The 26,444-nt window shown below is 53.8% G+C and carries 23 protein-coding genes; 5 read left to right on the top strand and 18 right to left on the bottom strand.

The genetic code is table 11. The annotated features are described in order from the left end of the window. Nucleotides 1-169: 169 nt before the first annotated feature. Together IMCC3135_RS11815 and IMCC3135_RS11820 are read right to left on the bottom strand one after the other, a co-directional pair. The gene (locus IMCC3135_RS11815; protein ID WP_088917791.1) at nucleotides 170-742 is read right to left on the bottom strand and encodes a class GN sortase; all 573 of its coding nucleotides are present in this window, start codon (nucleotides 740-742) and stop codon (nucleotides 170-172) included. Next, nucleotides 742-2,742: a VIT domain-containing protein gene (locus IMCC3135_RS11820; RefSeq protein WP_169727450.1), complete on the bottom strand. Its 2,001-nt coding sequence runs from the start codon at nucleotides 2,740-2,742 to the stop codon at nucleotides 742-744. The genes IMCC3135_RS11815 and IMCC3135_RS11820 overlap by 1 nt, the downstream gene beginning before the upstream one ends. Nucleotides 2,743-2,942: 200 nt before the next feature. On the opposite strand from IMCC3135_RS11820, the gene IMCC3135_RS11825 reads away from it, so the two are divergent. The 4 genes from IMCC3135_RS11825 to IMCC3135_RS11840 are packed head-to-tail and all read left to right on the top strand — an operon-like array spanning nucleotide 2,943 to nucleotide 7,677. Continuing rightward, on the top strand, nucleotides 2,943-3,659 hold the full coding sequence (locus tag IMCC3135_RS11825) for a response regulator transcription factor (protein ID WP_088917793.1): 717 nt from the start codon (nucleotides 2,943-2,945) through the stop codon (nucleotides 3,657-3,659). A 26-nt stretch (nucleotides 3,660-3,685) separates the two neighbouring features. Further along, the gene (locus IMCC3135_RS11830) at nucleotides 3,686-5,944 is read left to right on the top strand and encodes an ATP-binding protein (RefSeq protein ID WP_088917794.1); all 2,259 of its coding nucleotides are present in this window, start codon (nucleotides 3,686-3,688) and stop codon (nucleotides 5,942-5,944) included. Between the two features lie 27 nt (nucleotides 5,945-5,971). Next, nucleotides 5,972-6,913 carry an ABC transporter ATP-binding protein gene (locus tag IMCC3135_RS11835; protein ID WP_088917795.1) on the top strand — a complete coding sequence of 314 codons (942 nt, stop codon included), beginning with the start codon at nucleotides 5,972-5,974 and terminating at the stop codon, nucleotides 6,911-6,913. After that, entirely contained in the window at nucleotides 6,910-7,677 is a 768-nt protein-coding gene (locus IMCC3135_RS11840; protein WP_236994776.1) for an ABC transporter permease, read from the top strand. Before IMCC3135_RS11835 ends, IMCC3135_RS11840 begins: the two co-directional genes overlap by 4 nt. Nucleotides 7,678-7,686: 9 nt before the next feature. Here the strand turns inward: IMCC3135_RS11840 and IMCC3135_RS11845 are convergent, their stop codons facing one another. The 16 genes from IMCC3135_RS11845 to IMCC3135_RS11920 all read right to left on the bottom strand — a co-directional run bounded on the left by IMCC3135_RS11845 (nucleotide 7,687) and on the right by IMCC3135_RS11920 (nucleotide 24,989). Beyond that, complete coding sequence (locus IMCC3135_RS11845; protein ID WP_157735932.1) at nucleotides 7,687-7,965, bottom strand: hypothetical protein; 279 nt, start codon at nucleotides 7,963-7,965, stop codon at nucleotides 7,687-7,689. A gap of 27 nt (nucleotides 7,966-7,992) precedes the next feature. Next, a complete protein-coding gene (locus IMCC3135_RS11850; RefSeq protein WP_088917798.1) occupies nucleotides 7,993-8,352 on the bottom strand; it encodes a response regulator in 360 nt (119 codons plus the stop codon). Continuing rightward, on the bottom strand, nucleotides 8,349-9,662 hold the full coding sequence (locus IMCC3135_RS11855) for an ATP-binding response regulator (protein WP_088917799.1): 1,314 nt from the start codon (nucleotides 9,660-9,662) through the stop codon (nucleotides 8,349-8,351). Before IMCC3135_RS11855 ends, IMCC3135_RS11850 begins: the two co-directional genes overlap by 4 nt. Before the next feature lie 179 nt (nucleotides 9,663-9,841). Next, nucleotides 9,842-10,507 (bottom strand): hypothetical protein, encoded by a 666-nt coding sequence (locus IMCC3135_RS11860; protein ID WP_157735933.1) that lies wholly within the window; start codon nucleotides 10,505-10,507, stop codon nucleotides 9,842-9,844. A gap of 87 nt (nucleotides 10,508-10,594) precedes the next feature. Beyond that, a complete protein-coding gene (ureG, locus tag IMCC3135_RS11865) occupies nucleotides 10,595-11,236 on the bottom strand; it encodes an urease accessory protein UreG (protein ID WP_088917801.1) in 642 nt (213 codons plus the stop codon). Beyond that, nucleotides 11,224-11,928 carry an urease accessory protein UreF gene (locus IMCC3135_RS11870; RefSeq protein ID WP_088917802.1) on the bottom strand — a complete coding sequence of 235 codons (705 nt, stop codon included), beginning with the start codon at nucleotides 11,926-11,928 and terminating at the stop codon, nucleotides 11,224-11,226. The genes ureG and IMCC3135_RS11870 overlap by 13 nt, the downstream gene beginning before the upstream one ends. Before the next feature lie 3 nt (nucleotides 11,929-11,931). After that, nucleotides 11,932-12,426 (bottom strand): urease accessory protein UreE, encoded by a 495-nt coding sequence (locus IMCC3135_RS11875; RefSeq protein ID WP_088917803.1) that lies wholly within the window; start codon nucleotides 12,424-12,426, stop codon nucleotides 11,932-11,934. 15 nt (nucleotides 12,427-12,441) lie between these two features. Further along, nucleotides 12,442-14,154, bottom strand: a complete 1,713-nt coding sequence (gene ureC / locus IMCC3135_RS11880) for an urease subunit alpha (RefSeq protein WP_088917804.1) — start codon at nucleotides 14,152-14,154, stop codon at nucleotides 12,442-12,444. Beyond that, entirely contained in the window at nucleotides 14,154-14,459 is a 306-nt protein-coding gene (locus IMCC3135_RS11885) for an urease subunit beta (RefSeq protein ID WP_088917805.1), read from the bottom strand. The genes ureC and IMCC3135_RS11885 overlap by 1 nt, the downstream gene beginning before the upstream one ends. A gap of 5 nt (nucleotides 14,460-14,464) precedes the next feature. Beyond that, nucleotides 14,465-14,767 carry an urease subunit gamma gene (locus IMCC3135_RS11890; protein WP_088917806.1) on the bottom strand — a complete coding sequence of 101 codons (303 nt, stop codon included), beginning with the start codon at nucleotides 14,765-14,767 and terminating at the stop codon, nucleotides 14,465-14,467. Nucleotides 14,768-14,771: 4 nt separating this feature from the next. Continuing rightward, a complete protein-coding gene (locus IMCC3135_RS11895; RefSeq protein ID WP_157735934.1) occupies nucleotides 14,772-15,605 on the bottom strand; it encodes an urease accessory protein UreD in 834 nt (277 codons plus the stop codon). 26 nt (nucleotides 15,606-15,631) lie between these two features. After that, nucleotides 15,632-18,988, bottom strand: coding sequence for a transglutaminase family protein (locus tag IMCC3135_RS11900; protein ID WP_088917808.1), 3,357 nt, complete (start codon nucleotides 18,986-18,988; stop codon nucleotides 15,632-15,634). Next, the gene (locus IMCC3135_RS11905) at nucleotides 18,985-19,995 is read right to left on the bottom strand and encodes an alpha-E domain-containing protein (RefSeq protein WP_088917809.1); all 1,011 of its coding nucleotides are present in this window, start codon (nucleotides 19,993-19,995) and stop codon (nucleotides 18,985-18,987) included. The genes IMCC3135_RS11900 and IMCC3135_RS11905 overlap by 4 nt, the downstream gene beginning before the upstream one ends. 3 nt (nucleotides 19,996-19,998) lie before the next feature. After that, on the bottom strand, nucleotides 19,999-21,495 hold the full coding sequence (locus IMCC3135_RS11910; protein ID WP_088917810.1) for a circularly permuted type 2 ATP-grasp protein: 1,497 nt from the start codon (nucleotides 21,493-21,495) through the stop codon (nucleotides 19,999-20,001). Nucleotides 21,496-21,501: 6 nt separating this feature from the next. Beyond that, complete coding sequence (locus IMCC3135_RS11915; protein ID WP_088917811.1) at nucleotides 21,502-22,401, bottom strand: transglutaminase family protein; 900 nt, start codon at nucleotides 22,399-22,401, stop codon at nucleotides 21,502-21,504. Continuing rightward, complete coding sequence (locus tag IMCC3135_RS11920) at nucleotides 22,398-24,989, bottom strand: circularly permuted type 2 ATP-grasp protein (RefSeq protein WP_088917812.1); 2,592 nt, start codon at nucleotides 24,987-24,989, stop codon at nucleotides 22,398-22,400. Before IMCC3135_RS11920 ends, IMCC3135_RS11915 begins: the two co-directional genes overlap by 4 nt. A 115-nt stretch (nucleotides 24,990-25,104) precedes the next feature. Here IMCC3135_RS11920 and glyA point away from each other — a divergent pair, with 115 nt between their 5' ends. Then, nucleotides 25,105-26,412, top strand: coding sequence for a serine hydroxymethyltransferase (gene glyA, locus IMCC3135_RS11925; protein WP_269467048.1), 1,308 nt, complete (start codon nucleotides 25,105-25,107; stop codon nucleotides 26,410-26,412). The last annotated feature ends 32 nt before the right edge of the window (nucleotides 26,413-26,444 follow it).

Raw genomic sequence — 26,444 nt, forward strand, 5'->3', positions numbered from 1 at the left:
GGATGAAATTGCATTTCCAATAAAATACTGTCTATTTATATAGTTATGTGTTTGCTATCCATCAACATGATGCGCATGTTTATTGTCAAAATTTCAGTCCATGTCAAAATCTCTGCCGCATGTGAGGCAGTGTTCAGGCCGTTTTTCAGGCCGTTTTTCAGGCCGTTTTTCAGGCCGCCACAGCGCGGGCGACCAGGCGTAAGGGGCCACCTGTCTGGGTCGGGTTGAAGGGGTAGCATGTGATCAACACCAGGCCGGCGTTCTCTCTGGAGATACTCAGCGTCTGGAGTCGGGTATCCACAATCTGTTTATCCATCAGTCGATAGCGATGGGTCTTGCCGTCGATGGTCTTCAGTTCAATCAATTCTCCTTCAGGCACAGATTCGAGAAAAGCCAGATGAGTATCACGATGACCGCCGATGGCGATGGTCGAAGAACTGGCAAGCAGGGGATCTCCGCCTGCCAGCCCGGGGCCGAACGCAAGCGCTTCACCGGAAGCGTCACTGAGCACAATCAGTGACTTGTCCATCCGGGGTATGGACAGTTGGGCTACGGTGCGGGTATCGGCCCACTGCCACGGTTTTCCTGATACGCCCGATTGTTGGCTTGTTTGCCAGGCTGAATTGAGCAAATACTGAGCGAGCCAGGCCTTGCCTGACATCCAGGCGGCCTGTGAGCCTGTCACCAATGATATTCCGAGGATCAAGGCAGATAAAATTTGCAGACTGTATCGTGATGTCATTATTGATTCCTCGTACGAGCCAGGCCGAATAGACTGAGGGCGGTCAAGCCGAGCAATAGACTGATCCAGCGTAAAGTGTCGGCGCCTGCAGATCCCTGAGGCAAGGCAATGTTCATCATACTGTTCCCCTTAGGAATCAGATTGGCTACTTGCTGCTGGGTAAGTTGCTCCTCGATTGGGCGAATGGGTTGCTCCTCGATAGCGACAAAACTGGTGTAGTCCGTAACGAGACCTGCCTTCATGGCCAGTTGCGTAATCAGATGTTTGTTCAGTTCCTTGTCTGCCGAGTAGCGCTGCTCATCCATCAGAGTGTCGATCTTGCGACGCGTCCATTGCATGGCGATGGCAGGAGCACTAGCCTGTAAAACTCTGTCTTTTTGAGTGTCAGTGTCAGTTGCAGTTGCAGGTAATTGCACTGTTTGTCTCCAGCGTTCGCCGTGGTGCTTGCCGGTTATAACGAGCTGATCGACTTCAGCACTGATTTTCGCAACCCACATACCGGGGCGTTCTGCGTACAGATCAGGTAACGGACGGGGGTAGATTTCACCATGGCCATTGGGGTATTGCACCGCGATATCGGTGATTACCGGATTCACCAGACCATTCAGTAAATCGGTGATGGCACTGGCAACATCGTGTTCATCCAGAATGCTGACGGATACGCCGCGACCTGCCTCAGCGGCTTTTTCCAGAAACCAGGTATTCGGCGATGGGCCGATACCCACGGTGAACAGGCGGCTGTTGCCGAGCTGGTTCTTGATATGTTTCAGCAGCTCTTCCTCATAGCCTACGCTGCCGTCAGTAACGAATACAATTTGTCGTAATCGCTGCGCGTCTGCATCTACATCAGTGTCTGCACTTAGTGCAAACGACAAAGCGCTGAGCATTTCGGTCCCACCGTCGGCCGTCAGATTATCTGTAAATCGTCGGGCGTCCTTCTTGACGTTCTGATCAACTTGGCGGGACGCTGTAAACATCGGATAGTGGCGATCGTCAAAAGCCACGATATTCAGATAGTCATCGTCGGTGAGTCCGTCGATTGCATAGTGCAAGGCCTCTTTGGCTGCTCGCATGGAGACGCCTGCCATCGAACCGGACTTGTCCACGATAACGATCAGTTCGCGTGGCGTGGGAGTTTCATCATCTATGGATGCGGGCGGATTCACCAGTAGCTGTACATAACGCTCATTGTCGTGGCTGGCCACGAAAGCGTGCACGCTGGTGTCCTGTGCATATTGTGCTGGCCATTCGATAATGAGGTCCTGGTCCATCGGGGCATCACTTATTTGCAGACCCTTGTCACTAGCTTCAAGTGTGTGGGTCGCACTGGAAACCGAAGCGTAATCAGTGAGTGGCGCTATTGTCAGTGATACGTTGAGACGGGGTCCGCGAGTGTATTCTGGCTGGGTGAAGCTGGAGACCACTGATTGGGCATCCGGGGTTGCAGCATTGGTAAAGCGTGGCGTCAGGGTTGTCGGCAGGCGCAGCTGCAGTTGCTGCTCAGTGACATTGACGGGCAGCATGATATCCATGGTCACCTTGATTGATTCGCCAGGACCGATGTTTGCCAGATTCATCGTGAACAGGTTGGGGCGTTGCTGCTCCACCAGACTGGCAACCTGTCCGGCGTCGCTGGCGGCTTTGTAGGCGATTTTGGCTTCCTCGCGAGGCTGGATTTCAGCGATGATGGTGCGTTCCCCGACAACCATTTTCAGTCCCCGTACAGTTGCATCGGGTGGTAAAGGGAACAGGTAGCTACCTTCGAGCCACTGGTCGGTGGTATTACGGAATGTCTGCTCGAGCGTCATGTCTGCCAGCAGGCCCTGTACTTGCAGGTCGATGTCGGCATCGAGAACCAATGCATCGACATCACCGTCTGGATGATGCAGGATCAGTGAGGCATTGCTGGCTAGCTCATCGGCACGCGCCGTGCCGAGTGAAAGACTCAAAGTCAGCAATAACAAGCTGCAAATGGCCCAATGTGTGAACAAAGCGGGCATAAGCCTTGAGGATTGCACAGACGCCCTCAGCTTTGGCCTTGGCTCATGTCCGTTGTTGGTGGCAAGCGTTGTTGGAAGGGGATGGGTATGATGCATGGTGTTGGTGCGTGTGCTGTTCCAGAAGACAAGTACAGTAGATACGCCCAGCAGGACATGGCAGCGACAGAGTCTGGATCAACACGGATCAATTGTGACAAAACATGACTGAGCAGAACCCGTTACGGCGGATCGTGCTGGTGGAGGACGAGCCAGCATTAAGAGATAACTACACACTGGCTCTGAGCAAGGCCGGCTACGACGTGCACGGTTATGCGGATCCTGTGACGGCATTGGCAGCGGTCAGGCAGCGTTTGCCGGATGTTGCGATCATCGATATTGGCCTGGGGCGGGATAGTGAGGCTGGTTTTGATCTTTGCCGGCGACTGCGTGAGCTTTCAGCACGCCTGCCGATTCTGTTTCTGACTGCCCGTGATAGTGAGCTTGATGTGATCTCCGGTTTGCGCCTGGGTGCAGATGATTATCTGACCAAGGACATCAGTCTTGCTCAGCTGGTGGCACGCGTGAGCACCGTACTTCGTCGTGTAGAAGCCTTCAGTCAGAGCGACGGAGATGAACCTGTACGTATTGTCGGATCATTGGAATTGAACCAGCCTCGGCTCGTTGCCAAATGGCTGGGGCAAGTGGTAGAGCTGACGGTAACCGAATATTGGCTGGTTGATTGTCTGGCCAGAAATCCAGGGCAGGTACGAAGTCGGCAGCAATTGATGGATGCGGCGAATCTGGTACTGGACGATCAGACCATCACTGCACACGTCAAACGCATAAGAGCAAAATTTGTCAGCCTTGATGACTCATTCTCAGGAATCCAGACCGTGTATGGCCTCGGCTATAGGTGGATGGATAGCCAGCTGTACTGAGCAGTAACAATGAGTAGATACGTCTGATGAAACTGCGTTCGCAGATGCTGTTGGCAGGTGTTCTCACTCTGGCTGTGCCTCTGGTTGGCTGGCAGAGTGTCAAGCAGTTATACAGCGCTTTGCAGCAGACCCGTATTGATGAACAGACGCTTAGAGTTGCCAATATGCGTCTGGCTTTTGCCGATATCTCCGATATTCGCTCTGCTCTGGATAGCGGTTGGGCTACATCAGTAGATAACGACTGGTATGCCGAGTCATCTGCGTATCCGATTTACATTGATGGCTATGACGATGACTGGCAAACACTGGTCAATACGCCATATCAATTCCCTGATGAGAATGGCGACTCCGACTCCGGAACAAGTGTGCGAGTGGCTCGGTACGAAGATAGTATGTATCTGTTTGTCACGGTCATTGATGAGGAGCTAGTGCACCATCGTCCTCCGGTGTTGCTGATTGATGCAGGGGAGGGTGAGCAACCCGACAGAAAAACACGTCTGGTTAACGGTGATTCGATCGAGTTGCTGGTTGAATCCAGAACCGATAGCAAGGTTGATGGCGATTGGCAGCACGGATTGTTTCGAACCATAGCGCCTGGGCCTGTTGAAGCTGTGACAGCCTCGGACTCTGCCTATCAACCAGGAAGGTACACGCCTAGTGGAACGACTATTCTGAACTGGCAGGGTGCCTGGGTCGATACGAATGATGGGTTTCAGCTGGAGTTGATGCTGCCGTTGCCTGCGAGTGGTTCGCGCGTAGGCATCGCAGTGGTCGATGTGGATTTTCCGGGTGAAGCAAGAGTCCGCTGGACCGGTAGTGTCAGCCCTTCTGACATGGCTCGTGTTCACCGAAAGCGGGTTGATCCTTCCGAATTGGCTTTTGGATTGCTGTTTCACGACAGTGTGGTTGCCCGCAATAGAATGAAGGCCTGGACCATGCCGGGGGGGCGTGCACGATTGTTTGATGTACACGGTCGTCTGCTGGCGGATGTCAACAATCTATATGCACAGGAACTGAGCGAAGATGAGGCTCTGGCGGCAGCCCACAGTAGCGAGGGCCTGTGGGACGCTATTTTACTGAGAGTCTTTGCCTTTTTCGTCGCCGGTGACTTGCCGCTGTTGTCGGAGACTCGTAGTACGCCTGTCTCGCTGACTTTGAGTGAGGCGCGGCGTGCTTTGGTGCTTGCTGGTGCGCCGGTTACTTCGCGTTATGTGACAGACGAGAACGATCGCGTTCTGGGTACGCTGGCGCCAATCGGTTCAGAGCCTCAGCGCGGTTATCTGCTGTTCGAGAGCAATGAGGAACACTCATCGGCCTACGCAGGAAGTGAACTTGCACGTCTGTTCAGTCTGTTACTTCTGGTCAGTCTGATGGCCGGTTGTGGGCTGCTGATATTCGCTCTGGTGCTGTTCTCCCGAATACGCAGTCTGTCACTTGAGGCGCAGCATGCGGTCAGTGCAGATGGTCGTGTACGCGGCTTGCCTGGCAGTGATGCACAGGATGAAATAGGCGATCTGTCCAGGAAACTGTCGACTCTGCTGGCTCGATCGGCTGCCTATACGCATTATCTGGAGGCCCTGTCCAGCCGACTGTCGCACGAGCTGAGAACGCCCTTGTCAGTCGTGCGAACCTCTATCGAGAATCTGGATCGTGACAAGCTGGATGAACAGTCACTCATGCTGATAGATCGCGCAAGTGGGGGGGCGGAACATCTGGGCTCAATCATCAAGGCATTGGTCGAGTCGACGCGTCTGGAGCAGACTGTGCAGTTGGCTGACATGCAGCGTATCAATCTGGCTCAGTGGATGTCAGGCTCACTGACTCGCTATCAGCAGGTCTACCCGGATAAGCAGTTCCAGCTCAATCCGTCCATTGTGCCTGAGGTGTTTGTCACCGCATCCCCGGAGTTGTTGAGTCAGGCCTTTGACAAACTGGTGGATAATGCTGTTGGTTTTTCCGAATCAGGTGTGATTACTCTGAATTTGCGGGTCAAGCCGTTTGCAGGGGAGCCTGTAAGGGCACGTGGGGCCGCGCCAGGCTATGTGCAACTGCTGGTGGCTAATCAAGGCGCGCCGGTAACCGATACGGTTCTGGCTCAACTCTTTGAACCGATGTTCTCGGCGAGGGAGAACAGCGGCACCTCGCATTCCGACAGGCTTCATCTAGGATTAGGCCTTTATATTGTCAAGATGATAGCCGAAGCGCATGATGGAAATGTTCAGGCTTACAACGAGAATGGGCGGGTGCTGATTGGTATGCGTCTGCCACTAGTCGTGCCACAATAGCGTATGAAGCAAAGTAACGATTCTGATATGGGAAAACCGCCCATCATTTCCATTCGCGGCCTGACTAAAACCTACAAAGGCGGTCATCAGGCACTCAAGGGTATTGACCTTGAAATTCGGGAAGGAGAAATTTTAGCGTTGCTGGGCCCTAATGGGGCCGGCAAAACGACATTGATATCTACCATTTGCGGATTGGTCACGCCAACGTCCGGAACGGTCAGTGTCGGTGGCAAGGATATAATCAAAGACTATCGTGCAACTCGCTCTCTGATTGGTCTTGTGCCGCAAGAACTGACCCTGGGAGCATTTGATGTTGTCATCGATACGATACGCTTCAGCCGAGGGTTGTTCGGCATGAAGCCTGACGAGCGTTATCTGGACAGTCTGCTGGCTGACCTGTCATTGCTGGACAAGAAGCAGTCCATGGTCAGTCGTCTATCGGGAGGTATGAAGCGTCGGGTGCTTATCGCCAAAGCTCTGGCCCACCAGCCGCGAGTGCTTTTTCTGGACGAACCGACGGCTGGCGTGGATGTCGAATTGCGCAAGGATATGTGGAAGCTGGTCGAAAAATTACGCCAGGAGGGCGTGACCATCATTCTCACCACACACTACATCGAGGAGGCTGAAGAGATCGCCGATCGAGTCGGTGTCATCAGTGATGGCAGATTGCTGGTGATTGATGAAAAGGACAATCTCATGAATTCGCTCGGCCAGAAGCAGTTGATGGTCGATCTCAAGACGCCAATCAGTGCCTTGCCCGACTCTCTGAAGGACTTCGACCTGCTCTTGTCCGATGATGGGCAAAGACTGACTTATACCTTCGATGCCAAAGGCGAACGAACGGGGATCACCGCTTTGTTGCATGCGGTGAGTGAAGCGGGTCTGGGGTTGAAGGATCTGAATACTTCGCAAAGCTCCTTGGAAGACATTTTCGTCAATCTGGTGCATAACGAAGGGAGGCAGAAATGAGCATGAACGTACAGGCCATCAAAGCCATCTATTTCAATGAAATGGCGCGCACTCGCAAGACTCTCATGCAGAGTATCGCCTCGCCAGTCATCTCGACAGTCCTGTATTTCGTGGTCTTCGGCTCGGCTATCGGTTCGCGTATCGAGTCGGTTGAAGGCGTCAGTTACGGCTCGTTTATCGTCCCGGGTCTGATCATGCTGTCGCTGTTGACACAGAGTATTTCAAACGCTTCGTTCGGTATCTTTTTTCCGAAGTTTACAGGCACCGTGTACGAGATCATGTCGGCGCCAATCTCCTTTTTCGAAGTGCTGGTCGGCTACGTCGGGGCGGCTGCAACCAAGTCCCTGATCATCGGGGTCATCATTCTGGCAACGGCTTCATTCTTCGTCGACCTGCATATTGCTCATCCTGTCTGGATGGTTTTTTTCCTGCTGATGACCTGCGTGGCCTTCAGTCTGTTCGGCTTCATTATCGGACTCTGGGCAGATAACTTCGAGAAACTACAACTCATTCCCTTGCTGGTCATTACACCACTGGTTTTTCTGGGAGGTAGCTTTTACTCTGTCAGCATGTTGCCGGAGTTCTGGCAAAAGGTGACGTTGCTTAACCCTGTTCTATATCTGGTGAGTGGGTTTCGCTGGAGTTTCTTCGAAGTCTCAGATGTCAGCGTAACGCTTAGTCTACTGATGATTACAGGCTTCCTGCTAGCCTGCCTGTTGATTGTATGGGCCATGTTCAAGACGGGCTACAAGTTGAAGCAATAGCCCTCTTGATCATGCGTTTCTCAGGCTGTCGATCGATGCATCGAGCTTTGACAGAGACTCATCGATACGGAATAGGCAGTGATTCATTTCTGTATCGATCTGTTCCTTCAAGCCCTGCAGGACTTCCGGGCTGGTCTCGTCCGGTAGCGCTGCCAATAGCGCAAGGGCTGATTCACGAGCCAAACGCAGTTCTGATGTAAAGCCTCTAGCCGTCAGCATAGGGCCGGTGAGGTCATGAAGTGTTGTCGACAGGCGGGATTCATGGAGCGCATTTTTAGAGTTTGGCATGACATTCTCAATCGTGGTTTAGTTGAATCAGGCGCACGCTTCCATTGTGTCCTGCAACTGCTGAGCATCAAACGGCTTCTGCAGGAAGAAGGAGTTAGCCAGGGCGTTTGCCCGTTCTTCCAGTTCGGATCGTTCGCTGGCAGTAATGAAAATGATGGGAATCGTCATGGTAGCCGGATGGTTGCGAAGTCGATCTGCAACCATGAACCCATCACCTCCTGGCAAGTTGATATCCAGAAGTATTACGTCGGGCTTACACTTGACTGCTTCATCCATCGCCCTGATAGCATCGCCGACGCTGTGAACAACGAAGTTCATATGTCCCAGGCGAAGTCTCAATGCCAGACTGAGTTTTACATCGTCTTCAATTAATAGTACGGTTTTCATGCTGCTTCTGCCTCATTCAGTAGGGCTTCTGTCTTGAATTGTGGGAGGTTGAAAAAGAACTGACTGCCAACCCCTAGTTTGCTTTCAACGTGCAATGCGCAGTCGTGAAGTCTCAATAGTTCACTACAGATACTCAGGCCAAGCCCCAGGCCCGTTTGTGAGGCGTCGGTGTTGCTGCTGTCGACTTGATAGAGACGTTCAAATATATGTTCCAGATTTTCTTCCGATATTCCGCGGCCGGTATCGGCAACAATCACCTGGACCGCTTGCTCACTTTCCACGTTCTCGATGCTCAGAGTAATCGTGCCGCCTGTATCCGTGAATCGCACGGCATTGGTCAGCAAGTTGCTGATGACCTGGACGATACGATCGGTATCGCAATGAATCGTCAGCGTCGGATCGATGTCCGAGACATGCAGATCGATGCCCTTGTCTCGAAGGCTTTCCGAGACACTGGCAACACAGCGACTGATGATGTTCTGGACGAGAATACTCTGCAGGTTCAGTTTCACTTTGCCGCTGTCCATCCGGGTTAGCTGTAGCAAATCGGTAAACTGGTGTTTGATGTGATCACAGCTTTCCATGGCATAGTTCAGCAATTCCTTTTGCTCATCCTTGATTTCACCGGCCGCACCATCTTTTACCAAGGAGATGAACTCTCGGGCAGCGGCCAATGGGGTTTTTACTTCATGTGAAAGCGTGTGATAGAAGTTGAGAATCTCGCGTCGATTTGACTCGAGTTGACGGTTGGCGCTTTCCAGCAACTCGTTTGCTTGTTCAAGTGCGAAGCTACGCTGTTTTACCGATGTTTCCAGTCGCGACTTTTCCACAGCGTGTACGACGGCTCGGCGCACTGACTGGGTTGTCACGTCGCGCTTGGCTATGAAGTCCTCTGCACCTGCCCGGATAGCTTGTGTCGCTGCATGCTGACCGCCGTCTGCGGTAACAATAATGGTAGGCGGAGGAATGCGGTCCTGATATTGCATCTGCTCGATGTATTCATTGAGCAAGTCAATGATATCTGTACCGCTTCCGTCAGGCAGCTTGTAGTCCACCAGCAGGCAGTCATACTCGTGGGTTTTACACTTGTAGAAGGCATCTGTGATATTGGCGGCGAGGTCGACCTTGAAATCGACCACGTTGGACCGGTTCAGCAAACGACTGCACAGGTCCAGATAGCTAGGGTCATCATCAACCATCAGCAGTTTGATGATATCCCGACCGTCACTACTCTTGCTATTAGGGGGAAGATACGCCGCTTTCATGCGTGTGGTGGGTGTCTCGTCGATGTTACTTACTACTAGTGGCACCTCCCTGTATTCATTGATAGGCAACGACGACCCAGCCACTCCCAGTTCGGAGGCAGTGCACAGAAACTAACGGTTATGTGCCCGATTTGCCAAACACGTACCCTATTGGATCAAGGTTCAGTGCTCGACTGTTAGCGAGCCGGGCAATTCTGGCGTCCATTCTATTGTTGGACGAGCACTTACTCGGGTAGGTGCCAAGTGTGCCACTGGGCCAGGGTGCCGTTGACGAATACCGATTGTTCGATAATGATGCTCTCACTGCTGATGAAGGCATCTATATGCGTCTCTTCCAGATAGGAGCCTATCGGTGTGGCCTGTCTATGTCGGAGTGTGCTGACGAGCCTGTCGTCTGAGGACTGCAACAGCTTGTCTGCACGGATAGGGATTGTGACGGTTTCACGCCGCAGACGTTTTTGTTGTTCATCGTATTCGAATGCTGTGACGAGGATCTCGCTATCCGGGCTTGAGAGATCTGATCGACGGACGGTGATGTCCTCTAGCAAGACATTGCTCGCTTGCGCCTGGAGCTGGCCCACATTGGCGGTGCAATTGACTCTCTGGCCCCAGCCATCTTTGAATCGCTGCGTACTCAGGCGCGACAGGAGTTTGTTCTGCTCGATATCGGTAGAGGAGGTGAGGCCAGGCTCGTGGGTCTCGTCAAGATCAAAGTAGGCATCGCCGAGAGCGACAAACAGCGGGGAATGAGTCCCACATTGCTGTTGATCCGTCAGTATGAGACTGGGATCGTTCGACATTGCCTGGGCGGCCTGGACGTCTGTCAATAGAAATGCGACGGCCATCAGGCTCGTTACGATGGTCCGGATCTGCACGTATTTTATACTCATGTTGGAATCTCCCTATCCGCACTTTACTTGAGCGTTCTGGGTCGGGTAGTGAGTATTCCTCGAGTTTGTGAGACAGTCGGAATGTCTTCAGAGGCCTCCCTGCTTGCGAATAAAAGCCACGATCTCGGCAACGCCCTGACTGCGCTTCATATCTGTGAACACGGTAGGTCTTTGAGCCCGGGCGGTTGCTGCATCACGTTCCATGGTTGGCAAGTCGGCTTCTACATGCACCGCCAGATCGGTCTTGTTGACAATCAACAGATCTGAGCGGGTGATGGCAGGGCCGCCTTTGCGAGGAATATCCTCTCCCTGACAAACCGATATGACGTAGAGAGACAGGTCGGCAAGCTCTGGAGAGAAAGTAGCTGCCAGATTGTCACCGCCTGACTCGATGAAGATGATGTCCAGATCAGGAATGCGCTCGTTCAGTGAGGCGATGGCTCGCAGGTTGATCGAAGCATCTTCTCTTATTGCTGTGTGTGGACAACCACCAGTTTCCACGCCAACAATGCGATCACTACTAAGTGCCTGCATTCGCACCAGAGCTTCGGCATCTTCGCGTGTGTAGATGTCATTCGTGACAACGGCAATGGAGTAATCATCTCGCATGGCCTTGCACAGTTCGGCCACCAGGCTGGTTTTGCCAGAACCGACAGGGCCGCCGATACCCACTCTCAACGGAGCTCTGCTGCCCGTCTCAGGCAAGGATTCACTATTCAGGTTTGACATACACGGCCGGTGAGTTGTTCATGTTGCAGGGAGGCCAGATCGGCCAGCAGGGTACAGCTACCCAGATCATCAAGCGATGCAAGAGTAGCTCGCTCGGCAATAGTCACGATCTGTGGTTCCAATGTGGCAATTGTCTGCAGGCAGCTGGTCTGCCCCAGAGGGACCAGTCGAGTTGCAATCCATGCAAGATTGCTTGTCATGGATTGCAGGGCTGAGGCAATCAGTATGGTTGGCGGAATACGGTGCGCAGCACCCAGGGCACCGATTACGACGGGCAGGGCCAGTTCAGGGCCCATTGCCTGCCAGGGGATCTGTTCGAACGTGCCCCATACGGAGGAGGACTGGAGAAAGGCTGCGGCTAGCCGGCTTGTTTCCAGGTAGCGCTCTGAGCCTGCCTGTAACGCCAGTGCCAGATCGTTTAATTCGCACAGTCTGGTTGCAGCTTCAGGATCATTATCCAGAAGCTGGCGGGTGATGCTGTGAGCATTGGCCATGATGATGGAGTCATTCCAGCCACTACCCTGGCTGGCTATGTCCAGAATCCATGCCAGACAACTTTCACTATCATCTATCCGATCGTCCTGAATGGCGGTTTCCAGGCCATGACTGCAGCTGTAAGCGCCGATGGGGAAGGCTGCTGACATCCAGCTTTGCAGCATCAAGTGCTGCTTCAGAGACAGGGCTTCGATCATCAATCAGTGCGAGTGGTCGTGATGAGTGTGTGCAGCCTTGTGTTCCTGATCATAAGCACCTCCGATCGGGTTGAAGCCTGACTCTATATCTTTCACACTGGCGCCCAGTTCCTCCAGCATATTACGAATGACCGGATCTTTGCGGATCAGGAAATGATCATGATGGATCTGGGTCGCCAGATGCCGGTTGCCCACATGCCAGGCCAGATTCAGCAGGTGCACGTGATCTGTACCACTGACGATATACAGGGGTTCAGGTTTGGCGATTACACGAATTGCGCGACCATCGCTCAGCCTCAAGACATCATCTTCACGCAACAGGGTCGGTGTAGCAAGTTCCAGCAGAAACTCTATGCCATTGTCCGAGACCATGGCCAGACGCCGGCGATGCCGATCTGTTTCATCAAGTGTGATGGTGTCTGTCGGTTCTAGCGCTGCAGCCGAATCCGCATTTTGAGATGACCCGCGTTCGACAGTATGACAATGTGGTGTGTTCATGGGGCTTGAAAAAGGCTAGTAGAGAAAATAACGTTGAGCCATTGGTAGTTCGGTGGCTGGTTCGCAGGTCAGTAACTCTCCATCCGCCCTGACATCATAGGTTTCTGGATCAACTTCGATTCTCGGAGTTGCATTGTTCAGAAGCATGCTGGCTTTGCTTATGCCACCACGGGTATTACGTACGGCAAGCATCTGTTTATCAACGCCGAGTGTTTCACGCAAGGCATTGTCGATGGCTGCCTGCGATACAAATGTTACGGAGCTGTGAGTCAGTGCCTTGCCAAACGTGCCGAACATGGGGCGGTAGTGCACGGGCTGCGGTGTCGTAATGGAGGCGTTCGGGTCACCCATCGGAGCTGAGGCGATGGTGCCGCCCAGCATGACCAGTTCTGGCTTGACCCCGAAAAATGCCGGGTGCCACAGAACCAGGTCGGCCCGTTTGCCCACTTCAATCGAACCGATGTCGGTGCTGATACCGTGAGCGATGGCAGGGTTGATGGTGTATTTGGCGATATAACGTTTGACCCGGAAGTTGTCATTGTCGCCGGTCTCTTGTGGCAAGGGACCACGTTGCTTTTTCATCTTGTCGGCTGTCTGCCACGTACGAATCAGTACCTCGCCGACGCGACCCATGGCCTGGCTGTCAGAGGCAATGATGGAGAAAGCGCCCATGTCGTGCAGTATGTCTTCTGCGGCTATGGTCTCCTTGCGTATGCGACTTTCTGCGAAAGCGATGTCTTCGGGAATATTGCTATCAAGATGATGGCAGACCATCAACATGTCCAGATGTTCGTCAATGGTATTGACGGTATAGGGGCGTGTCGGGTTGGTGGATGAGGGCAGGAAGTTGGGCAGTGCACAGACAGAGATGATGTCGGGAGCATGTCCACCGCCGGCGCCTTCGGTGTGAAAGGCGTGGATGGTGCGGCCTGCTACAGCGTCGATAGTGCTTTCCACAAATCCGCTTTCGTTCAGCGTATCAGTATGGATCATGACCTGTACATCCATCTGGTCTGCAACGTTCAGACAGCAATCGATGGCCGCAGGTGTCGTACCCCAGTCCTCATGCAGTTTGAGGGCTGCCGCACCTGCCAGGACCATTTCTTCGAGCGCTTGCGGCTGGGATGCGTTGCCCTTGCCGGCGAAGGCCAGGTTCATCGGCAGGCCGTCTGCTGCCTGAATCATGCGTGCAAGATGCCAGGGGCCCGGTGTACACGTTGTCGCCAGTGTTCCATGAGCCGGGCCTGTGCCACCGCCCAGCATGGTGGTGACTCCGGAATTCAGTGATTCATCAATCTGCTGAGGGCAGATGAAATGAATATGACTGTCGAACCCACCAGCGGTGAGTATCCGTCCTTCTGCGGCTATAGCTTCTGTACCGGGGCCAATGACGATATTGACACCGCTCTGTGTATCAGGATTGCCAGCCTTGCCGATCGCACAGATCCGACCATCGAGCAGGCCAACGTCGGCTTTGTAGATGCCGGTGTGGTCGACGATCAATGCATTGGTAATGACGGTATCAACGGCGCCTTGTTGGCGTGATCGCTGCGATTGGCCCATGCCATCTCGGATGACCTTGCCACCGCCGAATTTGACCTCTTCGCCGTAGGTGCACAGATCACGTTCTACTTCGATGAAGAGCTCGGTATCGGCCAGGCGAACCTTGTCGCCGGTGGTCGGACCATACATGTTGGCATAAGCCTGCCGGCTGATAGTCGTAGCCATTACAGATCTCCCATGACGGCCTGGCGGAAACCGATTATTTTTCGGGCACCGCCGATGGCAACCAGTTTTACTTCGCGTTGTTGTCCGGGCTCGAAACGTACGGCTGTACCCGCAGCAATATCGAGCCTGAAGCCGCGTGCCGCATCGCGGTCGAAGGCGAGGCCGGGATTGGCTTCTGCAAAGTGATAGTGACTCCCTACCTGGATTGGTCGATCGCCGGTGTTCGCCACTTCGAGCGTCAGGCTCTGCATTCCATCATTTAGAGTAAGCGTACCGTCGCCTGTGATTATTTCGCCTGGAATCATGAGCGTTACCGTATGGGCTGGTGGACGGTGACAAGTTTCACGCCGTCCGGGAAGGTTGCTTCAACCTGGATCTCAGGAATCATTTCGCTGATACCTGACATGACATCGTCGCGGCTGATGACGGTTGCGCCACTGCTCATGAGTTCTGAGACGCTGCGGCCATCACGCGCACCCTCGACGACGAAATCACTGATCAGCGCGATGGCTTCAGGGTGATTCAGTTTGACACCACGGGCAAGGCGCCGGCGGGCGACCTCGGCAGCCATGGAGATCAGTAATTTGTCTTTTTCACGTGGCGTCAGTTGCATGATTTCATACGTTCCATACTTGTGGTATCGGCATGCTGTCGCTTAACCTTTCGATGCAGGGTATCAGGAATTTTCGCAGTGATTGACTGCTGTCAGAGAGTACTCTGATGACCAGCCGATGATTCATCACCGAGCTGGCAGCCGTCAATATCTGCTTGTCGGAAGGCGCAAGCTCTCTTATAGCGTCAGCCATTATATGCAGACTTTCAGCAGAATCCGGCGATACCAGAACAACCGTCGATATTGCACCGTAGTGATGCAGCATGCTGTTTTTTCGTGCATCTGTGGGGCCCTGGATATCAAGGCGTAACTCTTCAGCATGAAGTAGTTTGCCATCACGATGAATGCGCCATCGGTCATGCAGTTGCAGGCGGGTTATGGACTCGCGCATGGCGTGTCTTCCCAGTACCAGGCTCTCTACGAGTAATGCGGTGGAGTCAGTTGCAAGCTCTACATCCAGGGTTCGCTTGAGTGCAGCATCATTGAATATGATGGTTTCCTGCGGCAGCCAGTCCAGTCGTGCACCGTTTTCGATCACCAGCTGCGTGTGCTGGCTCGCCTCTGGTCCGTGAGTTCTATACAGTTTTTCGCAGGCGGCTGTGCTGATACTCAGTCTGGAGCCACTACCTGCGGTTCCAGACCAGTTAATGACATCACCGCCGGTCAGACCACCGGCGGTGTTGAGTAGCACCGCTTGCAGGGCGCAACCGGTCGTTTTGGGAAAGCGAATACGGGCACTGCCTTGCTGATCCAGTGCTGCGATAGCAGGCAGTCCGTATTGGCTTGTGTCGTTAGTTTGTGGAAGTCGCTTGGAGGCAACATGTCCAGCTGCGCTCACGCGTTGACGCGGAGCGCAGCCTTGGTTTAACGAGTGCGTAGTCTCATATCTGCTGTGCACGGGTATTCGCGATTCTCACTCAGTTCTTCCTTTATCAAAACGTCGCTGGTTGCCGAAGTGGATTCGAAACGCGGTGCGCCGCCACCTAGCGGTGTCATGATAACGGCTGGTGCAGGAGTGTGGTGATCTTCATCGAAACGTGCCAGACGTCTGGACTCTGCCACATTGGCATTGACCGGTACGTCGTCATAACTGCGTCCGCCCGGATCTGCCACGTGATAGGCACATCCGCCCAGACTGCGGTTGGACCAGGTGTCCACAACGTCGAATATCAATGGAGCATCTACAGGCAGGTCAGGATGCAAGGCAAAGGTAGGCTGCCAGGCACGATAGCGGACTCCCACGACATACTCACCAGCGGTGCCGGTTTTACGAAGTGGTAGTGCGCAGCCATTACAGGTGATCTTGTAGCGATCACCTGTCAGGCCGGTAACTTTCAACTGTACCCGTTCCAGTGATGAATCGACGTAGCGAGCCATACCACCGGCTGAAGCTTCCTCGCCCAGTACATGCCAGGGCTCAATCGCCGCCCGTACTTCCAGTGAGATACCGTCAATCTGACGAACGCCATAGACCGGGAAGCGGAACTCCCAGAATGCATCCAGCCAGTTAGCGTCGAAGCCAAAGCCGTTGCGATTGAGATCTGCAATGACATCACTGATGTCTTCCCATAGATAATGCGGAAGCATGAAGCGATCGTGCAGTTCGGTACCCCAGCGTATCAACTTGCCCGAATAGGGCTTGTCCCAGAAGCGACTGATCAGGCAGCGTATCAATAATGCCTGGACAATACTCATGCGAGCGTGAGGAGGCATCTCAAAAGCGCGCAGTTCCACGATGCCAAGGCGGCCAGCAGGGCCGTCAGGTGAGTAGAGTTTGTCGATACATATTTCTGTTCTGTGCGTATTGCCTGTCAAGTCGATCAGCAGATTGCGCAGGAGGCGATCGACCAGCCAGGGTTGCTGGGCTTCACCACTGGGCAGTCTGGAAAGCGCCATCTCCAATTCATACAAGGATTCGCTACGAGCCTCATCGATCCTGGGAGCCTGACTGGTAGGGCCGATGAACATGCCGGAGAACAGATACGACAGGCTGGGGTGATGCTGCCAGAAGGTAATCAGGCTGCCGAGCAGTGCCGGGCGTCGCAGGAACGGACTGTCGGCTGGCGTATAGCCACCCATGGTGACGTGATTTCCGCCACCGGTACCGGTGTGGCGACCATCAACCATGAACTTCTCGGCGCCAAGCCGAGATTCGCGTGCAGCTTCATAAATGGTTTCTGTACGCTCGACCAACTCCGAGAATGTACCAGAGGGGTGGATGTTGACTTCGATGACACCCGGATCAGGAGTGATACGAAAAGACTGAAGCCTGGCATCTCTAGGTGGTTCATAACCTTCGATAACCGGAAAAACCGAACTGGCAATACAGGCTCTTTCGATGCAACCCATCAGCAGTACCCAGCTTCGGGCACTTTGCATGGGCGGCATGAATATATAAAGAGAGCCGTCACGGATCTCCGCACACAGCGTGGTGCGAATAATGCGGGGGCCGCTTTCTTCTGCGGACGGCTTTTTAGCTGAGGCTGGCCGGGTTGTCAGATCGGCTGCTGCATCAGGTAATGCTTCGGAGGGGGCAAAATTATCCTCCAACATGGCGTTGGCTTCATGATCAACCGTGTCGTCAACGGGAAGTGAAGCCAGTGGCAGACGCAATCCTGCAGGAGAATCACCTGGAATCAGGAATACATCCTTGCGTCGCAAAGGCCACTCGCCAGAAAGCCAATAACCCTGATAATCATCGGACTGCTGCTGCGCGGGTGCAAATGCCAGAGGCAGCATGAAGCCGACAGGCTCGTCAACGCCCTTGGACAACATGTTGACCAGACGTTGTCTGGAGCTTTTGTCTTTCAGATTCAGTGAATCAAGTTCGACATCATCTGGCAGCATCGATTCCAGGTGCAGCGCATGGAGGGGATCTTCATACAGGCCCCGGACAAGATCCTCGGAGATATCAAGCTGCTTGCACAGGCTCTGCATGAACTTGAGGGCGTCCTCATCTTCTGTCTTGTGCGCGCCTGGTGTGCCCAGTCGGCTGGGGTCCTGCCAGATGGGCTCGCCATCAGTACGCCAGTGGCTGATCAACGCCCAGCGTGGGGTAGGTTCGCCGGGGTACCACTTACCCTGTGCATACGCGATGATGCCATTGGGTGAGAAGGCGGTACGAAGCTTTTCCAGAAAGACGCCGGCCAGCTCCAGTTTGTGTTCGCCCAAAGCTGCATTGTTCCATTCGGGGCTTTCCATGTCATCAATGGAGACAAACGTAGGTTCGCCACCCATGGTCAGTCTGACATCTTGTGCTTCCAGCTTCTGATCCACAGATTCGCCCAGATCCAGCACTTTCTGCCACTCACTGTCGGAGTAGGGCAGTGTCACTCGGGGACGTTCGTCAAAGCGACTGACGCGGTTATGAAAGTAGAAGTCATCGGCAGCTTCGCTTGCAGCGCCGGAGATGGGTGCGGCACTGGTTGGCTGAGGTGTGCAGGCAAGAGGTATATGACCTTCGCCAGCAAACAGTCCCGATGTCGCATCCAGACCAACCCAGCCTGCACCCGGGATATAGACCTCGGCCCATGCATGCAGGTCGGTGAAATCCTCTTCTGTGCCAGACGGGCCGTCGATGGATTTTACATCCGGTGTCAGCTGAACCAGATAGCCGGAGACAAAGCGTGCGGCGATGCCGTAGTGACGCATGATCTCAACCAGTAGCCAGCCACTGTCACGACAGGAGCCCATGGCGAGTTCAAGTGTCTCGTCGCTGGTCTGTACACCGGGTTCCATGCGTAGCTGATAACCGACATCACGGTGTACGGCCTGGTTGACGTGCACCAGCGCATCAATGATGTGCATATCCTTCGGTATGTTTTTATCAAGCCAGGCTTGTAGCCTTTTTGATGCAGGGGTCGTTGCCAGGTAGGGGGCCAGTTCTTGCTGATTGACCTTGCTGTATTCGAAAGGAAAGTTTTCTGCGGATTCTTCGACGAAGAAATCGAACGGGTTGATGACGGTCAGTTCGGCGACAAGGTCAACCGTGACGGACATCTTGGTGCACTTTTCCGGAAACACGATTCTGGCCAGATAGTTGCCAAAAGGATCCTGTTGCCAGTTTAGAAAATGCTCCTTGGGCTCGATCGTCAGGCTGTAGCTCAGGATCGGTGTTCGACAATGAGGCGCAGGCCTTAGTCGAATGATGTGAGGATGCAGGGTAACCGGCTTATCATAGTTGTAGACGGTCGTATGGTCGAGCGCGACACGAATGCTCATTTAGTCACTTCCACTAATTCAGGTTTCTCACTCAGGGGTTCATCTTCAACGGTTGCCATTGAAGAGGGGGGGAAATAGGTTGCCGAGATAGCGGCTCCCACGGCCAGCATGCCCAGCTGCAGATCATCCAGAAATTCGTGCAGTGCAAAGGGGTCTTCGGCCAGTGCGGCAAAGTCGGCACTCATCAGCTGATTTTTCAGCGTTGCTATGGCTTGGCTGGGACGATCATCTTCAAGGCCGATGCCTCGCATGCTTTCGTCAAGGTGATTCAGGCAGAAGGCATAGGAGCGTGGCAGATGCTTGTCTGTCAGCAGGAAGTTAAGGGTGTCGCGACCATTGACGGGGCGGCGTACTGTCTGTCGATACATCTGGTGGGCCGCCAGGGTACGCAAGACCGACACCCAGCGTTGTCCCTGAACGGCCATGATCTCGCCAGTGGTGCTGGTTGCTGTGAGTCGGGTTGATTGCACATCGATGACCCGCGAGGTCATGTCCGCTCTTTCCAGGTAGCCACCCATGCGCAGGAAGCGATAGCCCAGATCATGGCTCATATTGCTGTTGAGGCTGCCAGAAATTGCCTGCAGCTTCTCTTCCACTGTATGTAGGAATTTCATCCTGAGCGGCGTCTGCCGGTGTGCACTTTCAACCTGGCGCAATACCATGCGGCATAGGCTGTTAATGGATTCGTAGCAGTTCTTGGGCAGGATGTCGCGGCAGCTTCGCAGATTGACCTGAATCGCCAGAAAAGCGTTTATCAGGGAACCGGAGTTCTTTTTGTCTGCCAGAAGAAACTGGTTTACCGACGTCTCTGACGCCGTTGAGTGAACTTCTGCGAATTCCTCATCCAGACCGTTGATGGATATCAGTGGCATCCAGCTCTGATGTTCGTCAAGGTCGGGCATGTCCATCAGCAGGTTACTGTGAACGTTGATCAGACGCACCGTGTTCTCGGCACGTTCCAGATAACGACTCAGCCAGTAAATGTTTTCTGCAACTCGGGCAAGCATATTCTAGTGCTCCTGGGACTGTGACTGCGATTGTGACTGGTTGGCTGTCGGTGCAGGAGCACTGCTGCCGTTGCGAACCACCCAGGTATCCTTGCTACCACCGCCTTGTGAAGAGTTGACCACCAGGGAGCCCTCTATCATGGCAACTCGAGTCAGGCCACCGGTTGTTACGGTCAGGTGTTCACCTTGCAGGACAAAGGGACGCAAATCCAAGTGTCGGGCAGAGAGCTTCAGGTCGACGATGACAGGCGCCGTGGAGAGTGTGATCGTCGGCTGACCAATGTAGTTACGCGGGTTGCCGATGATGTTTTCTGCCATTTCAGCTTGCTCTTCGACAGTGCTGGAAGGGCCGATAAGCATGCCATAGCCACCTGATTCGTTAGCTGGCTTCACCACCAGAGTGGCAAGGTTGTCAAGTACATGCTGTCGTTCTTCAGCATTTTCGCATCGATAAGTAGGCACATTGGCAATCAGTGGCTCTTCATTCAGATAGTAGCGAATGATGTCGGGTACATATGAATAGATAACCTTGTCATCAGCAACTCCCGCACCTGGAGCATTGGCAATAGCAACCTTGCCGGAACGCCAGGCCTCCATCAGACCCTTGACGCCCAGTGAGGAGTTCGGATTGAAGCAGGCAGGGTCAATGAATTCGTCGTCAACACGTCGATAGATGACATCTACTCGCTTGAGTCCTCCCACATTGCGCATATAAACATAGCCGCCTTCGCCGACGACAAGATCGCGGCCTTCGACAAGCTCTGCACCAATTTCCTGAGCCAGAAACGTGTGTTCGAAATAGGCGGAGTTGAAAACACCCGGTGTCAGTACGGCCAGGCAGGGGTCCTCAAGCTCTGATAGAGAGGCCAGCATGCGCTGCAGGTTCTCGGTGTAATTGTCAACTGGCAAGATGTGGCATTGGCTGAAGACTTCGGGCATGGCCCGTTTCATGACCTCACGGTTCTCGATCATGTAGGAGACGCCCGAGGGGACCCGCAGGTTGTCTTCAAGCACGTAAATGGTGCCATCTTCGCCCCGAATCAGGTCACTGCCGCAAATGTTGGCCCATACGCCGTGCCGGGGTTGCATTCCCATGCACTCAGGTCGGAAGTTGCTTGATGATTCAATAAGTGCACGAGGAACGATATTGTCTTTGAGGATTGCCTGGTCATTGTAGAGGTCGTTAATGAACAGATTCAGCGCTTTGAGGCGTTGTCGAAGGCCCGCTTCGATAGTGCTCCATTCTTCTGCGTCGATCACTCTGGGAATGATATCGAGAGGCCATTCCCGGTCTATATTTCCCTTGTCCGAATAAACGGTAAAGGTGATGCCCATCTGCTCAATAGCGTTTTTGGCGGCTTGCTGGCGATGCTCCATCTCTTCGTCGCTGAGACTGTCGAGCCAGTTCAATAGATGCCCCGCAGCAGTGCGCGGCGCACTGTTTTCGTCTATCAACTCATCATAGCCAGGTGTTTGGTAATCCTTACAACGTTCAGGCATAGACTTCTAGTTCTCCGCAGATGTTAAGACGTATTCTTCCATTCGTGTGACATCAACCTCGACAGTCAATGAATGGCCACCTCCACCATATACCATACCTTTGACTGGAGTCACGTCTCCGTAATCCCTACCCCACGCAGTTGTAATGTATTGGCGGTCCGGACGCTTGTTATTGGTCGGGTCAAAGTCGATCCAACCGTGTTCGGCATCGTAAATGGCGAACCAGGCATGTGAGGCGTCGGCACCCTGTAGCTTCTTCTGGCCCGGTGGTGGTAGCGTTTCAAGATAGCCACTGACATAGCGCGCTGGAATTCCCTGCAGTCGCAGTGCCCCGATAGCCAGGTGAGCAAAATCCTGGCAGACGCCTTTTCTGGCAGCATGAATGGTACTTAGCGGGGTGACCAGGTTGGAGAACCCAGAGCTGTATTCAAACGTATCGAAAATATGCTCCATCATTTGCTGACCGTACTCAAGGACGCTTTGATCGTGCAGAGGCAGTTCCTTGATGAATTCTTCAAGCGTATCACTGTTGGGTATATAGGGCGAGGGCAGACGGCAATCCTGAGCCATCATGGCATCTGAAGTGGATTGCGATTTAAGCAGCTGCAGATTGTCTGTTACCGAGTGCGAAGAGGGAAGCGGTGCCTGCTCATCACTGGTTTCGATCAGTGATGTCACGATGATGTCACAGGACTGGTGTCGCTGGCTCAAGCTGAACCTGGCCGTTGTATTACCATAAACGTCAACATCATATTGGACGGTGCCAGGCTCTGGTGTTACATCGACCCGGGTCTCAAGACAGGTTTGCGTGTCTGTGCTGCGTGGCTGCAGGCAGACATGGTTGTGAGACAAGCTGGCAAGGCCTGTGTATTTGTAATAGGTTCGGTGCCTTACTTGCAATTTCATGGTTTGTTTTTACTTGAGGCAGAATCCGAATCCATGTCAGCAATAGCGGTGCTGATACTGACTGAGACATCTGCCAGTTGCTGGCTGCTTTCCACATGAGCGAAATAGGTGGCACTGAGAACTTCAGCCATATCGTTGGGCAAGGTTGTCAGTATGTTCAGAAATTTTGCAAGGTTCTGGCGCGAGTGGCGTGACGAGTCGATAAGAGATTGCGGGTCCGCGAGTCTGATTCTGCTGAGTCCGGCGATCGCCAGTCTTGACAACGCATCTGCCTGAGACATGTTTCGCCGACCAGGCAGACGTTTGATGGTCTGCTCTATTTCATGCAGCTGGTAGGCCAGAGAGCGGGGGTTGTATTCATCAAGCAATAGTAGTTGCAGCACCAGCCGAACATCCATCTGGCTGCGGTACCGACTACGGTAAGTCATTGTACTATCGAACAACTTGAGCAGGGCTTCGAGCAAATGCACATCGTCACGGTTCTGGCTCAGCATGGTCTCGATAATCACTGATGTATGGGTGACGCGTTCCAGGCGTCGTCCCAGCATCATGAATCGCCAGCCATCGCCGTGCGTAAAATTCTCGTGAGCCAGTCCGGCAAAGGCTGACAGATACATCAGGGTATCGTCCAGCTTCTGGCTGATTCTTTCCAGCACTTCAGAGTCCTCGGCAAGTAGCGAGGTGTAGACGTTTTCAACCAGATCAGTACAGGTGTCATCCAGTTTGTTGAGAACCTGGAGTAGTTCTTCGGAGACACGGTCGCGAACCGCTGCCGCACTGTTCTGCAAGGAGTTGAGCGTCGCTGGTAGGGTACCGACCCGATTCGGGTCGTGCAGAAGCGAGAGTAGCTCTCGCTGTGGATTCTCGATACGTCTTACCCCGCCACGACCGTAGAATCCTGGCAAGGTCCCGGTGGCCTGCGAGGCGGCTCGCATGATGGCGCTTCGTGCCGGACTGGCCGATTTGCTCGGCCCATCGTCATTCTGCAGAGTCTCAAAGACGGCTCGCAATAGTCGGACAACGTTTTCGCAGCGGGCGGCGTTGCGGCCCATCCAGAATAGATTCTCTGCCACCCGGCTGGGCAACTCACCGTTGATAACCGCATAGTTGGTGTCCAGTGCCTGCCTGTTCAGCAACGTCACAGGCTTCACCGGGCCTTCGGATATGACCCAGGTATCTTTGGTGCCAAGCAGCGACTCGAATGGCGTGCGTCTGCCATTGGCGACGGTGTCCAGAAGGCACAGACCGCCGGGCATGGTGCGGTACTGGTCGGGTTGCAGATTGTCCTCGCGAACCATGAAAAAGCGCACGGTTATCTGCCGTTCGACTCTTTCTGCTCCACGAAAACCAGGTGCCACAGAGCGATCAATTCGCTCCTGAGCTACGTAGCGTTGCGGGGTACGTTTGATGTTCTTGTGTAGTTCGGAGAGTTCTGTCGGGTTCATCATGCTCGGATCATGGAGCTGGCCGACCGAGTCAATATTGCGAAACAGCAGAGTATCTACTTTGGTCAGCACATGTTCGCGTTGTTTAGCATCGCCGAGCCAGTAAGTAGGTGGTCCTGACAGGGCGAGTTCCTCTCCCAGCAGCTCCTTGCACAGCGCCGGCATGTAATTGTTGAGCGCCGGATTCTCAAGCACACCTGCGCCGAGCGGATTGATGATCTTGACCCCACCGGCACGCACCGCCTGAAACAGGCCTGTTATACCCTTGGAACCAGCCTGGCCGATAGCCAGCGGGTCAAGCCGGGTGTCCGGGATGCAGCGGTAGATGACAGAGACGCGTTGCAGGCCGGAAACCGTCTTCAGGAAGCAACGGTTATCACGGATAGTCAGGTCTTCTGTCTGGACGAGTGTGTAGCCCAGGTATTTGGACAGGTAGGCATATTCGAAATAGTGAGGGTGAGAGGGCCCCGGGGCGAGCATGACGCAGCGTCCGTCCGACTCGGACATCTGGGTTATATAGTTCTGCAGATGCTTGAAGTATTCGGCGATACGCAGCACGCGGGATTCTCGAAATAACCTGGGCATGGTGCGTGACAGCACCAGGCGGTTCTCCAGGGCATAACCGATGCCTTCGGGAAACTGACAGATGTCGTCGACGATATGCCATTGTCCAGAAGGTGAGCGAGAAACATCGGCCCCAAGCAGAGGCAGGTTCAGCGTTTCATTCAGATTGACAGCATCGCGCAGATAGCCACGATGGGCATAAATCACGGCAGGTGGAATCAGGCCCTTTTTGAGTAACGTCTGATTGCCATAAATATCGTTGAGGATTCTCTGTTTCAACCGCGCTCGCTGCTCAAGGCCAGCGCTGAGTGTTGCCCAATCAGCCGGTTCTATGATAAGAGGGTACAGATCCAGGTTCCAGGGGCGCGGGGTCGCATTGGTCTCCGACATTGGGCTGTAGGCGATACCATTGGCACGTAGCTGACTGGCGATATCTTCCTGACGTCTGGCTACGTGTTCGGCACCCATGTTGTCCATGATCTGGGTAACGGCCTGCCAGTTGGGCAGGATCGAGCCATCGGCAGCTCGTGGTTCATTATGTTGCTTGATGGCAGGTGAGCTCTGGGTGGCAGGCTGCATGGCGTATCGAATCTGGAGCGGCTGAATTTCCCGGTCGGCAAGACCGGGTCCTGAAGGGCATAATAGATCGAATCTGAATTGTTCGTCTCTTCTTAATAACTATCGAGAATCCACAATGAGTAATGATGTAACTGCTAATTCACAAATGCAGACGTCCGAATTCTTCTCTGCAAGCCTTTCTCAGCGTGATCCAGCCATACAAGCGGCCATTGATAGCGAGCTGGGTCGTCAACAGCACGAAATCGAACTGATTGCGTCGGAAAATATCGTTTCGGCTGCCGTGATGGAAGCACAAGGCTCCGTCATGACCAACAAATATGCAGAAGGCTACCCGGGTAAGCGCTATTACGGTGGTTGCGAGCACGTTGATACCGCTGAGTCTCTGGCCATCGAGAGGGCATGTTCTCTGTTCGATTGCAGCTATGCCAATGTTCAGCCGCATTCTGGCGCCCAGGCTAATCAGGCGGTCTTTCTGGCACTGATCAAGCCGGGCGATACGTTCATGGGCATGGATCTGTCGGCGGGTGGTCATCTGACACACGGCTCACCGGTCAATCAGTCCGGCAAATGGTTCAATGCGGTCACTTATGGTGTGGATCCCAAGACTCATCAGATCGACTACGAAGCTCTCGAAGCGCAGGCTCGTGAGAGCAAACCTGCCTTGATCATCGCGGGTGGTTCTGCCTATCCACGAGTCATCGATTTTGCCCGTTTTCGTGCCATTGCTGATGAAGTGGGTGCATATTTCATGGTGGATATGGCTCACTTTGCGGGCCTGGTTGCCGCAGGTCTGCATCCGAATCCTCTGGATCATGCTCATGTGGTCACCACCACGACTCACAAGACTTTGCGTGGACCACGCGGCGGCATGATACTGAGCCGCGATCCGGATCTGGGTAAGAAATTCAATTCATCGGTCTTCCCCGGGCTGCAAGGTGGACCGTTGATGCATGTCATCGCCGCCAAGGCCGTCGCCTTCGGTGAGGCTCTGCAACCTTCTTTCAAGGTCTATCAGCAGGCCGTCAAGGAGAATGCTGTCGTGCTGGCAGAAACACTTGCAGCCGGTGGACTGGATATGGTTTCTGGCGGTACCGATACCCATGTCATGCTGGTTGATCTGCGTCCCAAGGATGTTACTGGCAAATCTGCAGAAGCTGCATTGGGACGAGCTGGCATCACCTGTAACAAGAACAGTATTCCCTTTGATCCGGCTTCACCGTTTGTCACCTCCGGGGTGCGTCTGGGAACGCCAGCAGCCACGACACGAGGTTTTGGTACGGAAGAATTCAAGCAGGTTGGCGAGCTTATTCTGCGTGTTCTGGATGGGTTGGCAAGCAACGGAGAAGAGGGCAATGCGGCCGTTGAAGCGGCAGTCAAAGAAGAAGTGATGGTGCTGACTGCACGATTCCCGATCTATTCCTGAAGTCTGGCATAGGGCCTGATTCCGGCTGGTGC

The organism is Granulosicoccus antarcticus IMCC3135, from assembly GCF_002215215.1.
Classification (GTDB): domain Bacteria; phylum Pseudomonadota; class Gammaproteobacteria; order Granulosicoccales; family Granulosicoccaceae; genus Granulosicoccus; species Granulosicoccus antarcticus.